The 19,054-nt window shown below is 60.0% G+C and carries 18 protein-coding genes and 1 tRNA gene; 17 read left to right on the top strand and 2 right to left on the bottom strand.

Going from position 1 to position 19,054, the window contains the following annotated elements:
* Nucleotides 1-52 precede the first annotated feature (52 nt).
* A complete protein-coding gene (rlmB, locus tag ACVW16_RS04745) occupies nucleotides 53-883 on the bottom strand; it encodes a 23S rRNA (guanosine(2251)-2'-O)-methyltransferase RlmB (protein ID WP_456704231.1) in 831 nt (276 codons plus the stop codon).
* 207 nt (nucleotides 884-1,090) lie between these two features.
* Here rlmB and ACVW16_RS04740 point away from each other — a divergent pair.
* Nucleotides 1,091-1,176 (top strand) — tRNA-Tyr (locus ACVW16_RS04740).
* Between the two features lie 561 nt (nucleotides 1,177-1,737).
* Here the strand turns inward: ACVW16_RS04740 and ACVW16_RS04735 are convergent.
* Nucleotides 1,738-2,388 carry a GntR family transcriptional regulator gene (locus ACVW16_RS04735; RefSeq protein ID WP_456704230.1) on the bottom strand — a complete coding sequence of 217 codons (651 nt, stop codon included), beginning with the start codon at nucleotides 2,386-2,388 and terminating at the stop codon, nucleotides 1,738-1,740.
* Between the two features lie 100 nt (nucleotides 2,389-2,488).
* Here ACVW16_RS04735 and ACVW16_RS04730 point away from each other — a divergent pair, with 100 nt between their 5' ends.
* From ACVW16_RS04730 to ACVW16_RS04655, 16 genes are all read left to right on the top strand, one after another.
* Nucleotides 2,489-3,286 carry an enoyl-CoA hydratase/isomerase family protein gene (locus ACVW16_RS04730; RefSeq protein WP_456802238.1) on the top strand — a complete coding sequence of 266 codons (798 nt, stop codon included), beginning with the start codon at nucleotides 2,489-2,491 and terminating at the stop codon, nucleotides 3,284-3,286.
* The gene (locus ACVW16_RS04725; protein WP_456735509.1) at nucleotides 3,283-4,488 is read left to right on the top strand and encodes a CaiB/BaiF CoA transferase family protein; all 1,206 of its coding nucleotides are present in this window, start codon (nucleotides 3,283-3,285) and stop codon (nucleotides 4,486-4,488) included. Before ACVW16_RS04730 ends, ACVW16_RS04725 begins: the two co-directional genes overlap by 4 nt.
* A 24-nt stretch (nucleotides 4,489-4,512) precedes the next feature.
* Complete coding sequence (locus ACVW16_RS04720; RefSeq protein WP_456735508.1) at nucleotides 4,513-5,718, top strand: ABC transporter substrate-binding protein; 1,206 nt, start codon at nucleotides 4,513-4,515, stop codon at nucleotides 5,716-5,718.
* Nucleotides 5,719-6,021: 303 nt separating this feature from the next.
* Nucleotides 6,022-6,189 (top strand): carboxylesterase family protein, encoded by a 168-nt coding sequence (locus ACVW16_RS04715; protein WP_456735507.1) that lies wholly within the window; start codon nucleotides 6,022-6,024, stop codon nucleotides 6,187-6,189.
* 94 nt (nucleotides 6,190-6,283) lie between these two features.
* Nucleotides 6,284-6,982 carry a GntR family transcriptional regulator gene (locus ACVW16_RS04710; RefSeq protein WP_456735506.1) on the top strand — a complete coding sequence of 233 codons (699 nt, stop codon included), beginning with the start codon at nucleotides 6,284-6,286 and terminating at the stop codon, nucleotides 6,980-6,982.
* A gap of 178 nt (nucleotides 6,983-7,160) precedes the next feature.
* Nucleotides 7,161-8,369: an ABC transporter substrate-binding protein gene (locus ACVW16_RS04705; protein WP_456735505.1), complete on the top strand. Its 1,209-nt coding sequence runs from the start codon at nucleotides 7,161-7,163 to the stop codon at nucleotides 8,367-8,369.
* Nucleotides 8,333-9,787 (top strand): thiamine pyrophosphate-binding protein, encoded by a 1,455-nt coding sequence (locus ACVW16_RS04700; protein WP_456802237.1) that lies wholly within the window; start codon nucleotides 8,333-8,335, stop codon nucleotides 9,785-9,787. The genes ACVW16_RS04705 and ACVW16_RS04700 overlap by 37 nt, the downstream gene beginning before the upstream one ends.
* Nucleotides 9,788-9,800: 13 nt before the next feature.
* Nucleotides 9,801-10,130, top strand: a complete 330-nt coding sequence (locus ACVW16_RS04695; protein ID WP_456802236.1) for a thiamine pyrophosphate-dependent enzyme — start codon at nucleotides 9,801-9,803, stop codon at nucleotides 10,128-10,130.
* Nucleotides 10,127-11,485: an SDR family oxidoreductase gene (locus ACVW16_RS04690; protein ID WP_456735504.1), complete on the top strand. Its 1,359-nt coding sequence runs from the start codon at nucleotides 10,127-10,129 to the stop codon at nucleotides 11,483-11,485. Before ACVW16_RS04695 ends, ACVW16_RS04690 begins: the two co-directional genes overlap by 4 nt.
* Nucleotides 11,486-11,886: 401 nt before the next feature.
* A complete protein-coding gene (locus tag ACVW16_RS04685; protein ID WP_456735503.1) occupies nucleotides 11,887-12,675 on the top strand; it encodes an SDR family NAD(P)-dependent oxidoreductase in 789 nt (262 codons plus the stop codon).
* 269 nt (nucleotides 12,676-12,944) lie between these two features.
* Nucleotides 12,945-14,387 carry an aldehyde dehydrogenase gene (locus ACVW16_RS04680; protein WP_456738185.1) on the top strand — a complete coding sequence of 481 codons (1,443 nt, stop codon included), beginning with the start codon at nucleotides 12,945-12,947 and terminating at the stop codon, nucleotides 14,385-14,387.
* A gap of 222 nt (nucleotides 14,388-14,609) precedes the next feature.
* Nucleotides 14,610-14,834 carry a 2-dehydropantoate 2-reductase N-terminal domain-containing protein gene (locus ACVW16_RS04675; protein ID WP_456735502.1) on the top strand — a complete coding sequence of 75 codons (225 nt, stop codon included), beginning with the start codon at nucleotides 14,610-14,612 and terminating at the stop codon, nucleotides 14,832-14,834.
* A 133-nt stretch (nucleotides 14,835-14,967) separates the two neighbouring features.
* A complete protein-coding gene (locus ACVW16_RS04670; RefSeq protein ID WP_456735501.1) occupies nucleotides 14,968-15,828 on the top strand; it encodes a helix-turn-helix domain-containing protein in 861 nt (286 codons plus the stop codon).
* A 70-nt stretch (nucleotides 15,829-15,898) separates the two neighbouring features.
* The gene (locus ACVW16_RS04665; protein ID WP_456738622.1) at nucleotides 15,899-16,780 is read left to right on the top strand and encodes a helix-turn-helix domain-containing protein; all 882 of its coding nucleotides are present in this window, start codon (nucleotides 15,899-15,901) and stop codon (nucleotides 16,778-16,780) included.
* A 299-nt stretch (nucleotides 16,781-17,079) separates the two neighbouring features.
* Nucleotides 17,080-17,709 (top strand): NADPH-dependent FMN reductase, encoded by a 630-nt coding sequence (locus tag ACVW16_RS04660; protein ID WP_456704217.1) that lies wholly within the window; start codon nucleotides 17,080-17,082, stop codon nucleotides 17,707-17,709.
* Nucleotides 17,710-17,803: 94 nt separating this feature from the next.
* Nucleotides 17,804-19,003, top strand: a complete 1,200-nt coding sequence (locus tag ACVW16_RS04655; RefSeq protein ID WP_456735499.1) for an MFS transporter — start codon at nucleotides 17,804-17,806, stop codon at nucleotides 19,001-19,003.
* Nucleotides 19,004-19,054: the final 51 nt, after the last annotated feature.

Here is a 19,054-nt window from a genome sequence, read left to right as displayed (position 1 = left end):
GTTGAACTGATGAAGCGCCGGTTCGCGTCATGCGGACGGGCGCTTTCTCTTTCTAGCGCTTCATCAGCCCGAGCCTGACAGCGCCGACATAGAGCGAGAGCGCGGCAGCGTTCGAAACATTGAGGCTCTTGATTGCGCCGGGCATGTCGAGCCGCGCCACGACGCTGCACGTCTCGCGCGTCAACTGCCGAAGGCCCTTGCCTTCGGCGCCCAGCACCAGCACGAGCGGCTCGCGCAGGGAGACGTCGGAGAGATCCTCGCTGCCTTCGCTATCGAGGCCGACGGTCTGGAAGCCGCGCTCGTTCAACGCCGTCAGCGCACGCGCGAGGTTTTGCACTGAGACCATCGGCACCAGCTCCAGCGCGCCCGAGGCGGCTTTGGCGAGCACGCCAGTCGCTTCCGGGCTATGGCGCGCAGTGGTGACGATCGCCTTGACCGCGAACGCCGCGGCGGAGCGCAGGATGGCGCCGACATTGTGCGGATCGGTGATCTGGTCGAGCACCAGCACCATGCCTTCCTGCTTCAGCGTCTCGATATCAGGCGAGGGAAGGGGATCGGCTTCGGCCAACAGGCCCTGATGCACGGCGTCGGGGGAGAGCAGGCGATCGATCTCCTGGGGCCGGACGATCTCGGGTGCGATGCGGGTTTCGATGTTTTCGTCGGCCAGGCGCCGAGCGGCGTTCTCGGTCAGCGTCAGCTTGCGGATCCGCCGCTCGGGGTTGGCCAGCGCCATGGTGACGGTGTGCCAGCCATAGAGGATGACGGGGCCGTCGGGGTGCGAATCGCGCTCGCGCCACGCCGGCCGGCCGGCCGATTTTCCTGGTCTGTTGAAAGGCTTAGACCCGCCGCGGGGCCCTTTGGGCACGAATTTTCGATCCTTCATGGCCTCGCTTGTGTCACGGGTCCCGGAATATGGCAATTTGGGTGGCTGCGATCGCGATTTTAGCTGTTCGCCTCGGTTGACTTTGCCCCATCGCTTCGCCCATAAACGCGCCCGGTCGCGCCCCCATCCGGGCTGTCGCGGCCTTCACGTTCCATGGCCGTTTTCGGTCCGCCGGCAAGGTCCGGCCCGATTGTGCTGCCGTCGAGCGGGGGAGTGTCCCGAGTGGCAAAGGGAGCTGACTGTAAATCAGCCGCCTCATGGCTTCGCAGGTTCGAGTCCTGCCTCCCCCACCATCTTGATTTTGCACGATATTAGTGTCCCCGGCCCCTGGCTTTGATGGCAAAAGAAGCTTCTTATTTTGGCGTGGGTCACCGATGGGTCACTACGCTCTTGGTGGTGCCGGAGATCTGTTGCTTGCGTGTGCGTTTTGCATATGCCGGCAGTTGCCGCGCTAACCGATGACGGCCTCCAGCGCGCAATGCGCCCGCGCGAAATCTCGCAGTTGCGCTGCTGCAATATTTTGGATTTCCACGGCACCGGCCGAACGGTCCCGCAAGCTAATCTTGGCCACTCGCCGCAGGATCGACAGGTGGTCTATGGATCAGAGGCTGCAAGCGGTTCTCGCAAAACGCGCTGAGCAGTATAAGTGGTCATAGGGTCTAGCTGATTGCGCAAAGGTTCGATCCCAGCAAGAATGTGAGCTGCTGAGTTCGTTGAGTGGGCAACTCTGTTGCTGCCGAGTGTTTCGGCGCGTGCTCGCTTAGCGTTAGAACCGATGGACTTCTGCGCGAAGGCCAGAACTGCAGTTCCTTCGATCGACGGAGGGTTGGCCAGGGTTAGACGCTGTGAGCCGGTCACTCGGGCTTGATGGAAGCGACCATGTCGGCAAAGAGGTTGCCTCCGACGATGATGTGAGCGCGCATCGATTGCTGTGCGTCACTTTCGCTCCCTGTTTCAATCGCCCTGACTATCAGAGCGTGCTCGCCGAATGATGCCGCCAGGCGGGCCGGTCGCGACAAGCTCTGATGCCGGAAGAACCGCATCCGAAGGCGGGTTTCAGTCACGAGATCGGCCAACGGCGTGTTGCGCGCGCCAGCGTAGATGGCTTGGTGAAATGCGGTGTTGAGTTCGACGTAGCGCGCCGTGTTGCCGGTGTGCACGGCTTGTGCGCACTGCTCGTGTATCTCACGCAGGCCGGCTCGTTCGGCGACAGTCATTCGGCGCGCCGCCAGACCGGCAGCCTCCGCTTCGAGCGCAGTGAGAATTTCGACCATGCCGATCGCTCGCTGGGGTGTCATGCTCGCGACGGTTGCGCCTTGGCGCGACCTGAACTTGACGAGACCCTCATTGGCCAAGCGAAGCAGCGCTTCCCGCGCTGGCGTGCGCGAGACCGAAAAGCGTCTGGCGAGGCTCTGCTCGTCCAGCTTGTCGCCCGGGAGCAGCCGTCCCTCGGCGATATCGCTTTCGATCCGTCGACAAAGCTCATCGGAGACGCGAACCCGCATTGGCTGCCCTTATGTATACGCTTATGCCTTTATGTATACGTAGACGTCTTGAAAAAATACATATAATCCGGGCCCAGAACGAGGACAACAGGAAACGCCGATGACGACTTCCGTGGATTTGAGCGGCGCCCCTTTGCTGAAGACGGATGGGCCTATCGCGACGATCCAGCTCAATCGCCCGCGGCAGATGAACAAGATCACCGCAGCCGATCTCGCCGTGTTGTCGGGCCACTTCGCCGGCATCGAGAAGGCAGGTGCGAAAGTTCTCATCCTGACCGGCGAAGGACGCGCGTTCAGCGCCGGATACGACCTTGGAGACATCGCTGCGCGAACCTCGTCTGAGGAACATGTTCATGTTTCCGGCTTCGACAGCGTCGTCGATCAGCTCGAGGCTCTGGCGATACCGAGCATCTGCAGGCTGAACGGCGGAGTCTATGGCGGCGCGACTGATCTTGCGCTCGCCTGCGATTTCAGGATCGGCGTAGATAGTTGCGAGATGTTCATGCCGGCCGCGCGCCTCGGGCTTCACTATTACAGCAGCGGTCTCATGCGCTTTGCCTCGCGCCTCGGCGTAGCGGCGACAAAGAAGCTGTTCCTCACGGGCCTGAAACTGGACGCGGCCGAGATGCTGCGCATCGGCTATCTGGATGAAGCCGTTCCTGCGGGCAGCCTCGATGCGCGCGTGAAGGAGCTCGCCTCTGTTCTCGCTGCCAATGCGCCGGGTGCCATGCGTGGCATGAAACGCGCCATCAACGAGATCGCCAGAAACTCCTTCGATCGTGCTGCTGCCGATCAGCGTTACCGTGAGAGCCTCGTGGGCGCCGAGCTGCGCGAGGGCAGCGCGGCTTTCGTCGAAAAGCGACCCCCGCGCTTCGGCGCCGACCTGGAGGGCCGATGACTCGACCTCGCTCACAACCGGCGTCCGCGCTGAAGCCGCGGTCAAAGGGGCCACTCGCTGGACTGATCGTGATCGATCTCACCCGCGTGTTGGCGGGACCCTATTGCACCATGATGCTCGCGGATCTCGGCGCGCGGGTCATAAAGGTCGAGATGCCGGGCATCGGTGACGACGCGCGGCACATCGGCCCCTTCATCTCGAACGCCGATGGCTTGCCGAGTTCAGGCTATTTCTTCTCGATCAATCGAAGCAAGGAATCGATCGCGCTGAACCTCAAGGATGCTGCCGACCGCGCGATATTCGACCGGCTATTGCTGGACGCCGATGTCCTCGCGGAAAATTTTACGCCCGGTACCATGGACCGTTTCGGCTACGGCTGGGAGGCGCTCAGCTCGCGCTTTCCCCGGCTGGTTCTGGCGTCGATATCTGGCTTTGGTCAGACGGGGCCCTACCGCGAACTGCCGGCTTACGACATGGTCGTGCAGGCCATGGGCGGTGTCATGAGCTTGACCGGCGAGGAGGGAGGCCCGCCGACGCGCGTCGGAGTATCGATCGGCGACATCGCCGCGGGCACTCATGCGGTGATCGGCGTTCAGGCGGCGTTGATCGAGCGCGCCCGCACCGGTCGCGGTAAGCACGTCGATATTTCCATGCTAGATACGCAGATATCTCTGCTCGAGAATGCCCTCGTCCGCTATCAAGTCGAGCAAGTCGTTCCTGGGCCCATCGGCTCCAGGCACCCCTCTATCACGCCATTTGGCGTCTTCAAGAGCAAGGTCGGGCATCTCATCATCGCCGCCGGCAACGACCGGAAGTTCAGAGATCTTTGCGATGTGCTGCAGATGCGGGACGTCAAAGCCGATCCGCGATTCCTCTCCAATTCGTCGCGATGCGAACATCATCGTGCCCTCGCCGCGCGGATCGAAGAGGCGCTGGCAGCCAGAACCGCCGAGGAATGGCTCCCCATCCTGACGCAAGCCGGGATTCCCTGCGGACCGATGAACGACATCGCCGGCGTACTGCGTGATCCGCAGCTCAACGCGCGCGACATGTTCGTCCCGTTGGAGGTTCCGGGGGGCATGGTGTTGAAAACCGCGGCCTGTCCCATCCGGTTCGCCGGCGAGCAATTCGCAAACTATCGGCCTGCCCCAGAGCTCGATGCCGATCGCAACGCTCTCCTGCAAGAACTCGGACTTGTGTGACCGCTCTGGGAAGAGGAATTGACAATGAGACACGCCTGCTCCTTGACGTTCGTCGCCTTGAGCGTCGCTTTCCTTTCTTCGGCCGCATCCGCGCAGAAGCAATATGATCCCGGCGCCAGCGATACCGAGATCAAGGTCGGCAACCTGATGCCCTATAGCGGGCCGGGATCGGCTTATTCCGTGATTGGGAAAGTCGAGGCGGCGTATTTCGAGATGATCAACAAGAACGGAGGCATCAACGGTCGAAAGATCAACTTCATCTCGTACGATCATGCCTACAGTCCGCCGAAAGCCGTCGAGCAAGTCCGCAAGCTCGTGGAGAGCGATGAGGTTCTGCTGACCTTCAACATCCTCGGCACGGCACACAATGCCGCTGTGCAGAAGTACCTCAACGGCAAAAAGGTGCCGCAATTGTTCGTGGCCAGTGGTGCGGAGCGATGGAACGACCCGGCGCGCTTTCCCTGGACGATGGGCTGGCAGCCAAGCTACCAAGCCGAAGGACAGATTTATGGCCGGTATGTCGCTCAAACGCTTTCCGATGCAAAGATAGGGATACTTTGGCAGAACGACGACTCGGGACGGGATTACGTCAAGGGTTTCGTCGCGGGGCTGGGCGGCAAATTCGAGCCTGTAACCAGATTGTCCTATGAGATCACGGACCCGACCATCGATCCCCAGATGTCGCAATTGAAGGCATCCGGCGCCAATGTGTTTTTCGACGTGACGTCGCCTAAATTTGCCGCGCAGGCCATTCGCAAGACGGGTGAGCTGCAATGGCGGCCGCTGCATATCCTGAACAACATCTCCACGTCGGTGGCCGCAGTCTTGAAGCCTGCGGGGCTCGACAACGCCAAGGGCGTGATCTCGACCGCATATTTGAAGGATCCGCTCGACCCGGCCTGGAGCGGCGACGAGGGCTACCGGCATTGGCTTACGTTCATGAACGAATACATGCCCGGAGCTGACAAAGCCGATTCCAACACGGTCTATGGATATTCGGTCGCGCAGACCTTGGCGGAGGTGCTCAAGATGTGCGGCGACGATCTCACGCGAGAGAACGTGATGAAGCAAGCGGCCAGCCTCAAGGATCTGAAGCTCGACATGCTTCTTCCGGGAATAACGATCAACACGTCACCGACGGACTTCGCGCCGATCAAACAGGAGCAACTCATTCGGTTCGACGGGGAAAAGTGGGAGCGATTTGGGCCGGCAGCGGAGAATGTGAGGTGATCAAAAAAAAGCGATCTGGGCGACGTCCAGGAAGAACGAAATGACGGATGGCGTTCATGCTCGCCTATGGTGACAAGAGGCCGCAAAAAGACACCGACCAGCATCCTCGCTTCGCGCTAGGGAAGCCTACAATCGTGATTGTCGCCAAATACGAGGGCGCGACGTTGACCCCGGACTTGAACTGCGGATCAAGGACAGCCTCCGCGTCATTTGCAGCCCGCGTCAACCTACATTCTGCTGCCAACGCCCAGCCACGGGTGCGATCAAGCTCATCAACGTCTGCAGCAAGCGAGGAGTAGACCGGTGGACAACAACGAATTCCCTACCGTCCTCACGGCGTCAGGCCGGGTGCGCGGTCGACACGAGGGAGGTCTCGCGGTCTTTCGGGGTATCCCGTTCGCAGCGGCGCCCACCGGGGGGAATCGATTCATGGCACCGCGGGCCGCCGAGTGGAGCGTGGATCCTCGGTGAGCGGCTAGGACGCATCCGGGGAAGGCGTCAGATTTGCCAAGCGCACGTCTCTTGATAAGGTGATGGAATTGTCGGGGACGAGGCCGCTCTGCGAATGGTTAAAGGGGTAGACAAGGTCGGGCTCGAGAGCTCGATTCGCGCTGTCGAACGAGAGACTCTCAACGATCGCGTGTACCGCGAACTCCGGACGATGATCATGTCCGGAGGCTTCGCGCCCGGCTCGGAAATGAAGCTCCGAGCCCTGGCGCAAAGCCTACATGTTAGCCCGATGCCGGTTCGAGACGCCATTGGGCGCCTAGTCGTCGAACGTGCACTGAAAATGCTCGCCAACCATCGCGTCATCGTACCTGAAACGACGATCGATGAGTTCTTGGAGATTCGCAGAGTTCGGATTCTTCTGGAGGGCGAGGCCGCCGCCCTGGCATGTCAGCACGTCAGCCCTGACGTCATTGCTTCCCTCAAGCGCATCCATGAGAAGATTAAATCCTTGAGTGGAAATAAGCAGCGTCAATTTTGGGCGCTGAACCAGGAGTTCCATTTTACGGTGTATGAAGCGGCCAAGAGCCCGTTATTACTTTCCATGATCGAGTCGCTGTGGCTCCAGATTGGGCCTGTTTTCAACCATATTCCGATCAACTTGACCTCGGAAGGCGCCCGCGGCCATCATCGAATTATAGCTGCGCTTAGTGCCGGCGATGCCAAGGCAGCAAGGGCAGCGCTAACAGAAGATCTCATGAAGGGTGGCGATCGCATCATCGCGGCCTTAATTCAGGACAAGCAGCCGGCCCACTAGCCGTCTCGTCCTGCCAAACCATCGAAATTCAAACACGAAGCTGGGAGTGCTGCGCTGCTGCTGGTTGCGCGTGCGTGCTCGGGCGCGCTCAAGGCTCTTGACTGTCATATTTGATTTGTTATCACAAATCACAAGGGGCGCGCCCGCGGAGGATCGCTCGCTCGGGAGGAGATTTGCGATGAGGTGGCTAGGCGCGGTTTTCGCAGGTGCGTTGATGTGGGCGAGTTCGGCGCGCGCTGACGACGCACCCATCAAGATCGGCGTCATGAACGACATGTCGTCGGTTTATGCCGTGGCCGGCGGTCGCGAGACCGTTGAAGCCGTTCGCATGGCAATCGACGACGCCGGGCCGGTGCTGGGCAAGAAGGTCGAACTTATCTTTGCCGACCATCAGAACAAGCCGGACGTCGGCTCGGCCATCGCGCGCCGCTGGTATGACGTTGAGGGTGTCGATGCGGTCGTCGACGTACCGAATTCGGCGGTTGCTTTCGCGGTCCAAAGTCTTGCCAAGGAAAAGAAGAAGATTTCGCTATTTGTTGGCGCCCTGAGTTCCGACGTGACCGGCCCCAAATGCGATAATTACACGACGCAATGGGCCGTCGACACGTATTCGCTGGCGCACGTAATGGGAGCCGCTGTTCTCAAGCGGGGCGGCAACCGCTGGTTCTTCCTCGGCGCCGATTATGTATTCGGACGTGCCCTTGTGCGCGATACCAGTGCCGTAATCGAGGCCAACGGGGGCAAGGTCCTCGGCGCCGTCTACCCGCCGCTGAACACTCCCGACTTCTCCTCCTTCCTCTTGCGGGCGCAGCCGACCAATCCGAACGTGATCGGCCTTGCAAATTCCTCGGACGATACGGTCAACTCCATCAAACAGGCCGTCGAATTCGGTCTCACCTCAAACGGTGCGATCTTCGCGGCTTACGTGCTCTTTCTCGAGCATGTCCAAAGCATCACGCTCAAGACCGCCCACGGCTTGCTTCTGGCCAATCCCTTCTATTGGGACCTGAATGACGAGACGCGTGCCTGGTCGAAGCGCTTCGAAGAAAAGATAGGTCATCCGCCGGATTGGGATCCTGCGATGGCGTACAGCGCGGTGTTCCATTATCTCAAGGCAGTCAACGCCGCCGGATCGCGCGATGCGGACGCCGTCGCCGCAAAGATGCGCGAGCTACCGGTCAATGACTTCACAACCAAAAACGGGAAGGTGCGGATCGATGGCCGTGTGTTGCGCAATCTCTATCTTCTCCAAGTCAAGAAGCCCGAGGAGTCCAAAGGAAAGTGGGACCTCTACAACGTAGTGGCTACAGTACCTGGAGATGAAGCGTTCCGTCCGCTCCAAGATGGCGGATGCCCGTTGGTGAAAGCCGGTTCGGCCCAACCCTAATCGACACAGCAAATCTCGCGCGAAGCGGGGCTGCGGTCGTCAATGATCAAAACTGGATCGAGTCAATGGTGATGAAGAGTGGCGGCCAAGCCGTCGTCGACGTTCTCAAGGCGGAAGGCGTGAAGTTCATCTTCGGCATGCCTGGCGGCCATACAATCGGAATTTACGACGCTCTCTACGGACAACAGCAGATCTCCCACATTCTCGTGCGGCACGAGCAGCATGCTGCAAGCATGGCTGCCGGCTATGCGCAGCTTACCGGCGAGCCTGGCGTGTGCTGTGTGACTGCAGGGCCCGGCGCCACAAATCTGGTCACGAGCGTAGCGGAAGCTTATGTCGGTGCGTTGCCGATGATCATCATCGCGGGCCGTGGTGCCACTCGCAACGCACATCGTGGCGCAAGCCAAGAAATCGACCAAGTCAAGATTTTTGGCGCCATCACGAAATGGGGCGTCCGGGTCGATCGACCGGACCTCATTGTCGAATGCCTGCGTCAAGCGTTTACCATTGCCCGCTCGGGCAAGCCGGGTCCCGTGCTTATCGATATCCCCGCGGATATTCTTAGAATGCAGTTTGACGTCGGCGACTATCTTCCAGTCGGCAAACCCGCTGCGGTCCGCGGTGATAGCGATCGTATCAAGACCGCGGCGGCGGCTCTTCTCGCGGCTAGAAAGCCGCTAATTGTCGCCGGTGGCGGCGCCGTGGCCGCAAACGCGACGTCTGAAGTGCGTCAGCTCGCGGAGATGCTGGGCAGCCCCGTCGTCACGACGCTCGCAGGGCGCGGCATTTTGCCTGACGATCATGAACTCACGGCTGGCGGCATCGGTCATCATCGGCAGGAAGTCACAAAGTATCTTCTGCCAAATGCCGACGTTGTCATCGGCATCGGTGCTCGCTTTGAGGAGCAGGAAAACAACTGGAAGCCGGAATATATTCCGGCGCCGGCGGCCACCTATATCCAGATCGATATCGATCCGAACGAACTCGGCCGCTCGGTCGTTGCGACCATCGGCATCACGGGAGATGCGCGCCTGGTCCTCCAGGATCTTCTCACGGAGTTGAAAACAAAGGGTACTGGTCAGCGCACGGCCTCCAAGGAGTGGCTCGCCGAGTTGTCGAACCGGCGCGCTGCGCTCGAAACAGAGCGCGAAAGCATGGCGAGCTCTAATGCCACGCCAATTCATCCGATTCGGATCTTCGATCGCATCCAGCGCGTGTTCCCACGCAACGCGACCGTCGCCATCGACGTCGGCGTGCTCGCGCAGGGTATGGGTGGCGCATTCCCGTATTTTAAGATCTTTGAGCCACGCGCGACGATCGTGCCCTCGAGCTTCTATGGAATGGGCTTCGCGGCATCGGCTTTTCCCGTCGCACGCCTCGTCTATCCTGACCGGCCTGCCGTCTGCTTCGTCGGGTGATGGATCCTTCCAGATGGTGATGAATATCCTTCCCGTTGCCGCCGAACTCAAGCTCGGTGTCACGTGGTGCATATTCAACGATCACGCCTTGGGCTCGATCCGCGACATCCAAGTGGAAGCGTTCAATGAGCGGTTCATTGGGACCGAATTCGTACTTGATCTCGACTACGCGGGCCTTGCAGTCGCCTCCGGCTGCTACGGCGAGCGTGTCACTGATCCCCACCAGGTCGAGGCCGCCCTAGAACGGGCGTTCGTGGCCAACGAAAGCGGTGAGCCCGCAGTTCTCGACTTCGTGGTCGCCAAGGAGCGCTTGGCGGGTAGTAGGGAGTTTTTTGCACGATGAAGCCACTCTCGTTCGGGCAGCCGGTCGGCGGATTGGTGCAGGCAGCCTATACGGTCGAAAACATCGATCACACGATGATGCATCATGTGAAGGCGCTGAATATCGGGCCTTGGTTTGTGAGCGGTCCTTTCGTGCCTGCGAAGGGAGTGTATCGAGGCCAGCCGACCGACATCAGCCTGACTCTCGCCGTCGCCTTTACCGGCCACATGATGATCGAGCTCATTGAGCAGCACGACACCAAGCCGTCGGTCTATCAAGAGACGGTCAAGGTCAAAGGTCACGGTTTCCATCACTGGGCCGTCTGTTCCAAGGACTTCGATGCGGACGTCGCTCGCTACGAGGCTGCCGGCTACCCAGTCGTGTTCTCCGACCTCTCGCCGCGCGGCGTGCGGATCGTCTATGTCGATACCCGCCGCGACTTGCCGGGCATGCTTGAGGTGATCGAGACGACGGAGGCGCTCGAGGGCATCTATCACAGCTACTTCGCAGCGGCGCAGAACTGGGACGGCAAGGATCCCATCCGGCGTTGGTCACTCGAAACAAGGTGCCTCGACGTGAAAACCCAGGATCTGTTCGACGTCACCGGCCTTTCTGTCGTTATTACCGGCGGTGCCAAAGGCCTGGGTCGGGCCTTCGCCGAGGCAATGCTCGACAATGATGCACGCGTCGTCTTGCTGGACAAAGACGAGTCTAGCCTCGACCAGGCCGTGTCCGAGCTCAAGGTGCGCGGCGATGTAGCCGGCGTTGCCGTCGATGTTACGGATCGCGATGCAGTCAAGGCCGCTGTCAACAAAGCGGTCGAACGAACCGGCCGTCTCGATGTCGTGTTCGCCAATGCGGGCATCGATGCCGGACCGGGATTTCTGTCGATGGCCGGCGAACGGGATCCGGAGGGGGCGATCGAGGCCGTCCCGGACAGGCTGTGGGACAAGGTCATCGATACGAATTTGACCTCGATCTTTTCGACCATTCGAGCCGCTGTTCCGCACATGAAGCGACAGAACGGCGGACGCATCATCCTGACCTCGTCGATTGCGAGCGTCAGGCCAGGTGCTATCGTCGGTATGCCCTATCAGATATCGAAGGCGGCTGTGTCGCACCTCGCCAAGCAGGCCGCACTTGAGCTCGCCCGCTACAACATTCTGGTCAACGCAATCTTGCCGGGTCCGTTTCTGACCCAGCTCACGACGCCCGACCTCAAGAAGCGCTTCGAAGCTGGCAGCCCTATTCACCGCGTCGGTCGACCCGAGGAGATACAGGGGCTGGCGCTTTTCCTGGCTTCGCCAGCGTCGAGCTACGTCACCGGGACCCACATCGTCATCGATGGCGGCGCCTTGCTTGGTCGCGCTGACTAGGGCGTGTACTCATAAATGCGCGGACGTCGGTATCGTGTGGACAAGGAGAATTATGTGATCCACCAGAGGACCGCCGTTGATCAGCCAATGAGGACGTTCGATGAGCGTGCGGTTCGGAATTGCGCCTGGATTGTGCCGGTTGCCTCGAACGCGATGAAGATGCTGCGGGCGCGGCTGTATCATATCGCCTGTGAGTGGTTCGAAACCAGGAATGAGACCTTCTGGATCGTTGTCCCCGCCGTCGCGGTCACGTTGTTAATGGCCACGATAGCATTACTGATTGGAAGCTAAAGGCCACCTTTGTCGGTAGTTTCGCTGATCTTGTGGCGCTGCTCTGATCTGTGAAAAGAATTATGAGTACACGGTCTAAACTGACCGAATGTTAAACGACGAGAGACACGATGAACGCCGCTGAATTGTTTGACCTGTCCGGACATGTCGCCGTCGTTACAGGCGCTGCGTCTGGCCTTGGTCTCGCGATTGCGCAAGTGATCGCAGCCAATGGAGGGCGGGTCGCAATGCTTGACATCGACGAGGGCAAATTGAAGCAGGCGGCGGCTGCCATCGACGAAGCCGGTGGAGCCGTTGAGACCTTCAGCGTCGACATAGCCGAGGCCGGCAAAGTCGAAGCTGTCGTTGATGCTTACGTCGAAAGATACGGCCGGCTCGATTGTGTGTTTGCGAACGCGGGCGTAAGCGGTGGCCCGGGATACGGCAAGCCCGAAGGCGAGCTCAATGTGGCGTCCATGGAGCTTTGGGACGCCTGCCTTCGGGTCAATCTTGATGGCGCTTTTCGGACAATTCGCGTGGCGGCAAAACACATGAAGCCACGGCGGCAGGGATCGATCGTCGTGACGTCTTCCGTCGCGGCGCTGCGCGCGTCGGCGCTACCGAGTTACGGCTACCACGCGGCAAAGGCCGGCATTGCACAGGTGGTGCGCGTCGCGGCTCTCGAGCTCGGTCCTCACAATGTGCGTGTCAATGCCATCGCGCCGGGCCCTTTTCGCACGAATATCGGCAATGGCCGGATGCATACGCCCGAAGGTGCCGCGGCGTTTGCAGATACCGTGCCCTTAGGGCGACTTGCCGAACTGCATGAGATCAAGGGGCTCGCGCTGCTGTTGGCGTCGCCCGCTTCCACATACATGACCGGCGCGATCATTCCGATCGACGGCGGAACGCAGGCCTGAGCGCCGCGCAATTAGAAGCAGATTGGGAGGAGTTTGTAATGAAAACGACGACGACGCTCGCGTGCTTGGCGGCATTTGCTGCTCTGGCGGCGAGTTCGGTGCGGGCCGAAGACGAGCTTCCGCCTCGCAGTCATTGACCCTCTTTCCGGGCCCAGCGCGACGACAGGCGAGTGGGACTGAAGAGCTGGCAGTTCCTGGCGGGTGAGATCAGCGAAGCGGGCGGCCTCAAGGTCAGAGAAATAAATGTTTTGAAAATCGGGAGAGTATCGATGGATATCGGATTGATCGTTGACGGTGGTGCGGTTGCGGCCGAGGGAGGCGGCACTTTCGAGCGCAAGGATCCCATGACCGGTAAGGTCGCGACACGCGCGCCGGCTGCGACGCTCGCAGACGTCGAGAAGGTCGTCGCTGCTGCGGCCAAGGCGTTCGAGACCTGGTCAGAGACAGGGCCCTCGCTGCGTCGCGGCCTCCTTCTGAAGGCGGCTGATCTTATGGAGAGCCGTACCAATGACTTTATCAAGTTGATGCTCGAGGAGACCGGGGCGACGGCGCCTTGGGCTGGCTTCAATGTCCATCTCGCCGCCGGCATCTTGCGCGAAGCTGCAGCTCTCACCACCCAAATCACAGGCGAAGTCATTCCATCCGATAAGCCCGGTATCTGGTCGATGGCGGTACGCCAGCCGGCCGGCGTCGTCCTCGGCATGGCGCCGTGGAACGCCCCGGTCATCCTCGGCACGCGGGCAATCGCGGCGGCGCTCGCCTGCGGCAACACGGTCATCTTGCGTTCGTCAGAAACCTGTCCCGGAACACATCATCTTATCGGCCAAGTTCTGAATGAGGCTGGCTTCCCCAAGGGAGTCGTCAACGTCCTGTCGAATGCACCTCCGGACGCGCCGAAGATCGTCGAGGCGTTGATTTCCAATCCTGCCGTACGCCGGGTCAATTTCACAGGCTCAACCAAAGTCGGTCGCATCATCGCCAAGCTCGCGGCGGAGCATCTCAAGCCTGCCCTGCTGGAACTTGGCGGCAAGGCGCCTTTGGTCGTTCTGGATGACGCCGATCTGGACCAAGCAGTCGATGCTGCGGCCTTCGGCGCTTTCATGAATCAGGGGCAGATCTGCATGTCCACGGAGCGCATTATTGTGGATCACAAGATCGCCGATGCGTTCGTCGCCAAACTCGCGGCCAAGGCCTCGACATTGCCGGCTGGCGATCCGCGTGAGCATGTCGTCCTGGGATCATTGGTCGATCTGGCGCCCGCCGAGCGTATGGATGCGCTCATCAACGATGCCACCGCAAAGGGAGCGAAGATCGTCGCGGGCGGCAAGCGCAACGGAACGGTCGTCGAAGCCACCTTGCTCGACCACGTGACGTCGGACATGAAAATCTACAACGAGGAATCGTTCGGACCCGTGAAATCGATCATTCGTGTCGCCGGCGTCGACGAGGCCGTGCGCGTCGCCAACGACACTGAATATGGACTGTCCGCCGCGATCTTCGGCCGCGATGTTTCCCGTGCCCTGACGATTGCGAAACGTATCCAGAGCGGTATCTGCCACATCAATGGGCCGACCGTCGCCGATGAGGCTCAGATGCCATTCGGCGGCACAAAGGCCAGCGGGTACGGCCGCTTCGGCGGAAAAGCCGTCATCAACGAATTCACCGAGCTTCGTTGGATAACGATAGAAGGTCCGCAGCACTACCCGTTCTAAGGAAAGACCAGGACGTCCAGCATGTTCATCGGCAAAGCTCTCGACAATATCCGGGTGCTGGACCCGCTTGCACAAGACGATCAACCGTAGAGCGCGCTCCTTGGAGCGCCTCAGTACAAAGATGAGGGAGAATGTAGGCGCCTCATGCGGGTAATCGCAGTGCGACGCTGAAGCAGGAAGTGGGTGCATGAGACGGCCGCTCGGACAAAAGACTGAGGATGATTGACGGGGGTTGCTATTGTCGGATCCGGCGCAATCGGGCTGCTGTATGGTGGCTGGTTGCAGTCAGCGGGATTGGATATCGTATTCGTCACCCGGCCGGGTTGGCAAGCCGCTATCACAGGCCGGAACTCCTCGAACTCGCCAAGCAGTCGATCCGCGAAGTTGCAAGCGTGGGCCGAGCCGAAGGCATTGCGATCACCGGCGATGCCGAAGAGGCGACCCTGAGAATCCTTCAAAGCTTGCCGCCGGCGAAGGCGCTGGCGTGCTTGCAGCATCGTGGTTATAATGAATCATTCTTGATCAACACGCGCGCATATTGCGTGGCAGTGGGCCCCGTCAGACGCACGCGGAGCACGAGATGGAAGCCAAGCGCGAGTTTAGAGGCTCCGATACTCACGGTGTTCTGCAACGATTCGGGGCCGACATCCGTGCAACGAGCGAGGGGCATGGGTGGTCGTCGATTTACGCGTCGATCCAAAGGGAGAATCCCTTCGAGGGGCGGTTCGAAGCTATCGCTGACGACCTCATTGTGTTGCACCGTAGCGGCCCCGTGCAGACGACCTTCGCATCCGGCGGGCACGTCACTTCACGTTGCATTCCGAAAGGAAGCATCTTTTTCTTGCCGGCAGGTCATGCGTGCGAGGTGGGATTGCATGGGGCGCTGGATACTCTGCATATTTATCTTCGTGCAAACTTGGTTTCTGTTCAGAACGTCACACCGCTGCTGGTGGAACGGGACGTGGTTATACAGCAACTGGCGCAGGCGGTTGAGCGGGCGGTTTGCGAGAATGTCTCGAATTCAGATCTCTTCATCGATCCGATAGCGCGGGCGCTCGCGGACAGGGTCTCCGCGATTAGCAGGAGTAGGGAACCGTGGCAGGTTCGGACCGCTGGGCTGCCGGACTACGAACTTCGGCGCCTTAACGATTTCATAGAAGCCAATCTTGAGGGTGAGATTACCCTTGCTGCGATGGCCAGCGTGTGCGGCATTGGCACAAAGTCTTTCGTTCGGGCTTTTGCGGCAACGACGGGCAAATCACCATACCAATATGTGATCGCGGCCCGTGTGGAACGGGCCAAGCGATTGATCGAGCAAGACCAGGAAGGCCTCGCTGAGATAGCACTACGGTGTGGCTTCTCCCATCAGGAACACTTGACGCGTGCCTTCCGCAGGCTGACGGGTCAAACGCCCGGCCGGTACCGTCGCAGCGTCAACTGACAAGCAGCTAGGGCCAATGCAGAAACGCTCCGATCCACCATCGCCAGCCGCAGCACGAAATGAGCATACCGTGCAGCCTTTCGACGGAGGCGAGGTCCATTCCGTGCTGCGACAGTTCGCGGTGAAACGCGAGGCGTCCAGTGCGGGGCTCGGCTGGTCGACTATGTTCGCATCGGTTCAGCGGGAAGAGCCGTTCAGCGGCCGCTTCGAAGCCAATGCCAACGCCCTGCTGGTGACTGGAGCTACCGGACCAGTCGATGTTACCTATCGGATCGATGGGCGCGTCGTATCCAGGCACTTGCAGGAGAAGGGAATCTTTTTCCTGCCGCCGCGCCGCGACTGTGAGGTGACGCTGAATACGCCGTTGGATTCGATCCATGTGTACCTGCGTCCTGAACTGTTTTCCGGCTCTGAAGATAAAGCGCAGAACTCCGATTTTGGCCTCTTGCCTTTGTTGGGCGAGCCGGAGCCCCTAACCAGCAATCTGCTTGCAGTGGTGGAAGAAATGGTGCGTGAGGGCGATACCTCGTGCTCCCTCCTGGCCGATTCGATTGCGCAGGCAATAGCCAATCGCCTTGTGGTGCTCAACGCACGGGAGCGGAAAGCGGTGTGTGCTGTGGAACGCCAGCTGAGTGCACGTAGCGTCCGCTCGATTCGTGACTTTGTCGAAGCCAATATCGCGGATTGCATCAAGCTGGACGATTTGGCTGCGATCTGCGGCGTGAGTCCCGAGTATTTCATACGGGTGTTCAAGTCTTCGCTGGGCGTGTCTCCTCACCGATACGTTGTCGGGGTACGAATTCATCATGCGAAACTGCTCCTGACGGTTCCAAACATTAGCCTCGCGGAAGTTGCGAGGCGATGCGGGTTTGCGCACCAGCAGCATTTCACGAACACGTTCCGTCGGATGACCGGCTTGTCGCCGGGCGCTTATCGACGGGCGATGAATTAAGAACTCCACGATCAGCCTTTCCGATCTGAACGCTGGCTCGTTTCCTGTAAACGAAGCGGACAGTTTGTGTCGGTTTCCTGCAAACCGGTCCGGTTTGTGCAGGCTTAGCCACCCGGCATGTCCTACTTTCACCTCACGTAGAGGCGCCAGACGCAATCATGGCGCCGACGATAGGGAGAGACGCGCATGGCATTGTTCGATGCCGGGCGAGGGTGCTCGCATATCCGAATTGGCCAGCATTCGCTTGAGGAGCCTTGGACCTCGGGTGATCGTGCTGCGCGGGGAAGTGGGCCGCTGCGATGAAAGACTGGTCACCCCTCGTCGTCGGGCTCGGCGGAACGTTGCGTGACGGATCAACCTCGGAGAGGGCGCTCCGCCTGGCTTTGACGGAAGCCGCACGGCTCGGTGCGAAAACGCAGATCTTCGCCGGGCAATCGTTGAATCTCCCGCACTACGACAGCATTGAACGTACGGAGCGTGCGACGGCGTTGGTCGAAGCACTACGCGCAGCAGACGGGGTCATCATTGCCACCCCGAGCTATCATGGCTCGATCTCCGGCCTGGTCAAGAACGCAATAGACTACACCGAGGACCTCAGCGCCGATGCTCGCAGCTATCTTGCCGGACGCGCGGTCGGCGCCATCGTATGCGCGGGCGGAGCCCAAGCCATGGGCGCGACGCTGGGGACTCTGCGGACCATTGTTCACGCGCTGCGCGGTTGGCCGACTCCATTTTCAGCGGTGATTAACACCGCGCAGCGGCCATTTTCCGGAGACGGCGCGTGCAGCGATCCGATCATAGCGCAACAGCTTGCATTCGTGGCCGAGCAGGTCGTCGAGTTCGCGAGAATGCGGCGGCTATATGAGAGCCGGCGCAATGGACTGGCGCCTCAGGAAATATCAGAAGCCGCGCCGGCGCAATGCGCATAGAACGCGGCCACAGACAACCGTAACGGGAAACACTAGGGAGAAATCATGAACAAGAATTCGCATCTTTAGTTATGAAAATCTCGTTGTCGTCTTGATGGGAGCCGCGTTTGGCTTCGTATTCTTCGACCGTCTGGCGCTGAACTTTCTATCTCCATTTCTGGTGCCTGAGCTGCAGCTGAACAACACTCAGCTCGGTGCCCTCGCGGGTGGACTGGCGCTGACCTGGGCAATCGCCGGCTACGCCGTCGGCACTCTTTCGGACTATTTTCAAAATCGTAAAACACTCCTTGTCTGCGCGATACTGATCTTCTCGATCTGCTCGGTAGGATCCGGTCTCGCCAATTCGTTTCTGACGTTGCTTGCCGCTCGCCTCGTTATGGGATTTGCGGAAGGACCTGTACTTCCGATCGCGCAATCGATCATGGCTGCGGAATCGTCGGAGCACCGTCGCGGCTTCAACATGGGCGTTTTGCAGAATTTCTTCAGCGCGCTCCTAAGTAATTTTGCTGCTCCTCTGGTGCTCGTGGCGATTGGGCAGATCTACGGCTGGAGAAGTGCTTTCTACATTGCGGCGGTGCCTGGCTTTGTGGTGGCGGCCCTGATTGTCGCTTTTATCCGTGAACCTTCGTCGGGTGCCGCTCCGATATCGGCTGCGTCAGCGCGCAACACGATTCCGCCTTTGACGATGCTGAAACATCGCAACATCTGGGTTTGCGCGATCGTGAGCTGCCTGATGGTGTCTTGGCTCCTGATTCAGATAACCTTCCTTCCGATCTACCTGGTGCAGGTTCGCGGTCTGTCGCCCAGCGCAATGAGCGTTGCCGTGGCGGCGACCGGTATCGCAACGGCCGCGTCCTCAATCATCGTACCGGCGCTGTCGGATCGCTTTGGCCGCCGTCCGATTCTCATCCTGTCAGGCTTCGTTGCCGTGATTGCTCCGGTGACAACCGTAATGTTCGACGGACCGTTGCCTTTGATGGTGTTGCTCATGGGTGTCGGCAATCTCGCCATTGGCAGCTTCTCGTTGTTCATGGCCACTGTGCCGTCCGAGACAATCCCGCCGACCCATGTTGCTACTGCGCTTGGCTTCATCATGGGGGTTGGCGAGCTCGCGGGCGGCTTCGCGGGCCCGGCCCTCGCCGGGATCGCTTCCGACGTGTTCGGTCCGTCCAGCTCGATGTGGATCGCCGCTACGCTTTGTGTTTGTGCAGGCTTGCTTTGCCTGATGCTGGACGAAACTGCGCCGCGGGTGCTCGAGCGCCACAAAAGAATGATTGTGAGCTCGCCGGCATAAATGCCTATCGCCGGTTAGCTGCGACACGCTCAACGGAATTATCAGGAGATT

It is taken from the genome of Bradyrhizobium sp. USDA 4474 (assembly GCF_054057515.1).
The sequence above is the reverse complement of the archived record's forward strand: the minus strand, read 5'-3'. Positions and strand labels throughout refer to the sequence as shown.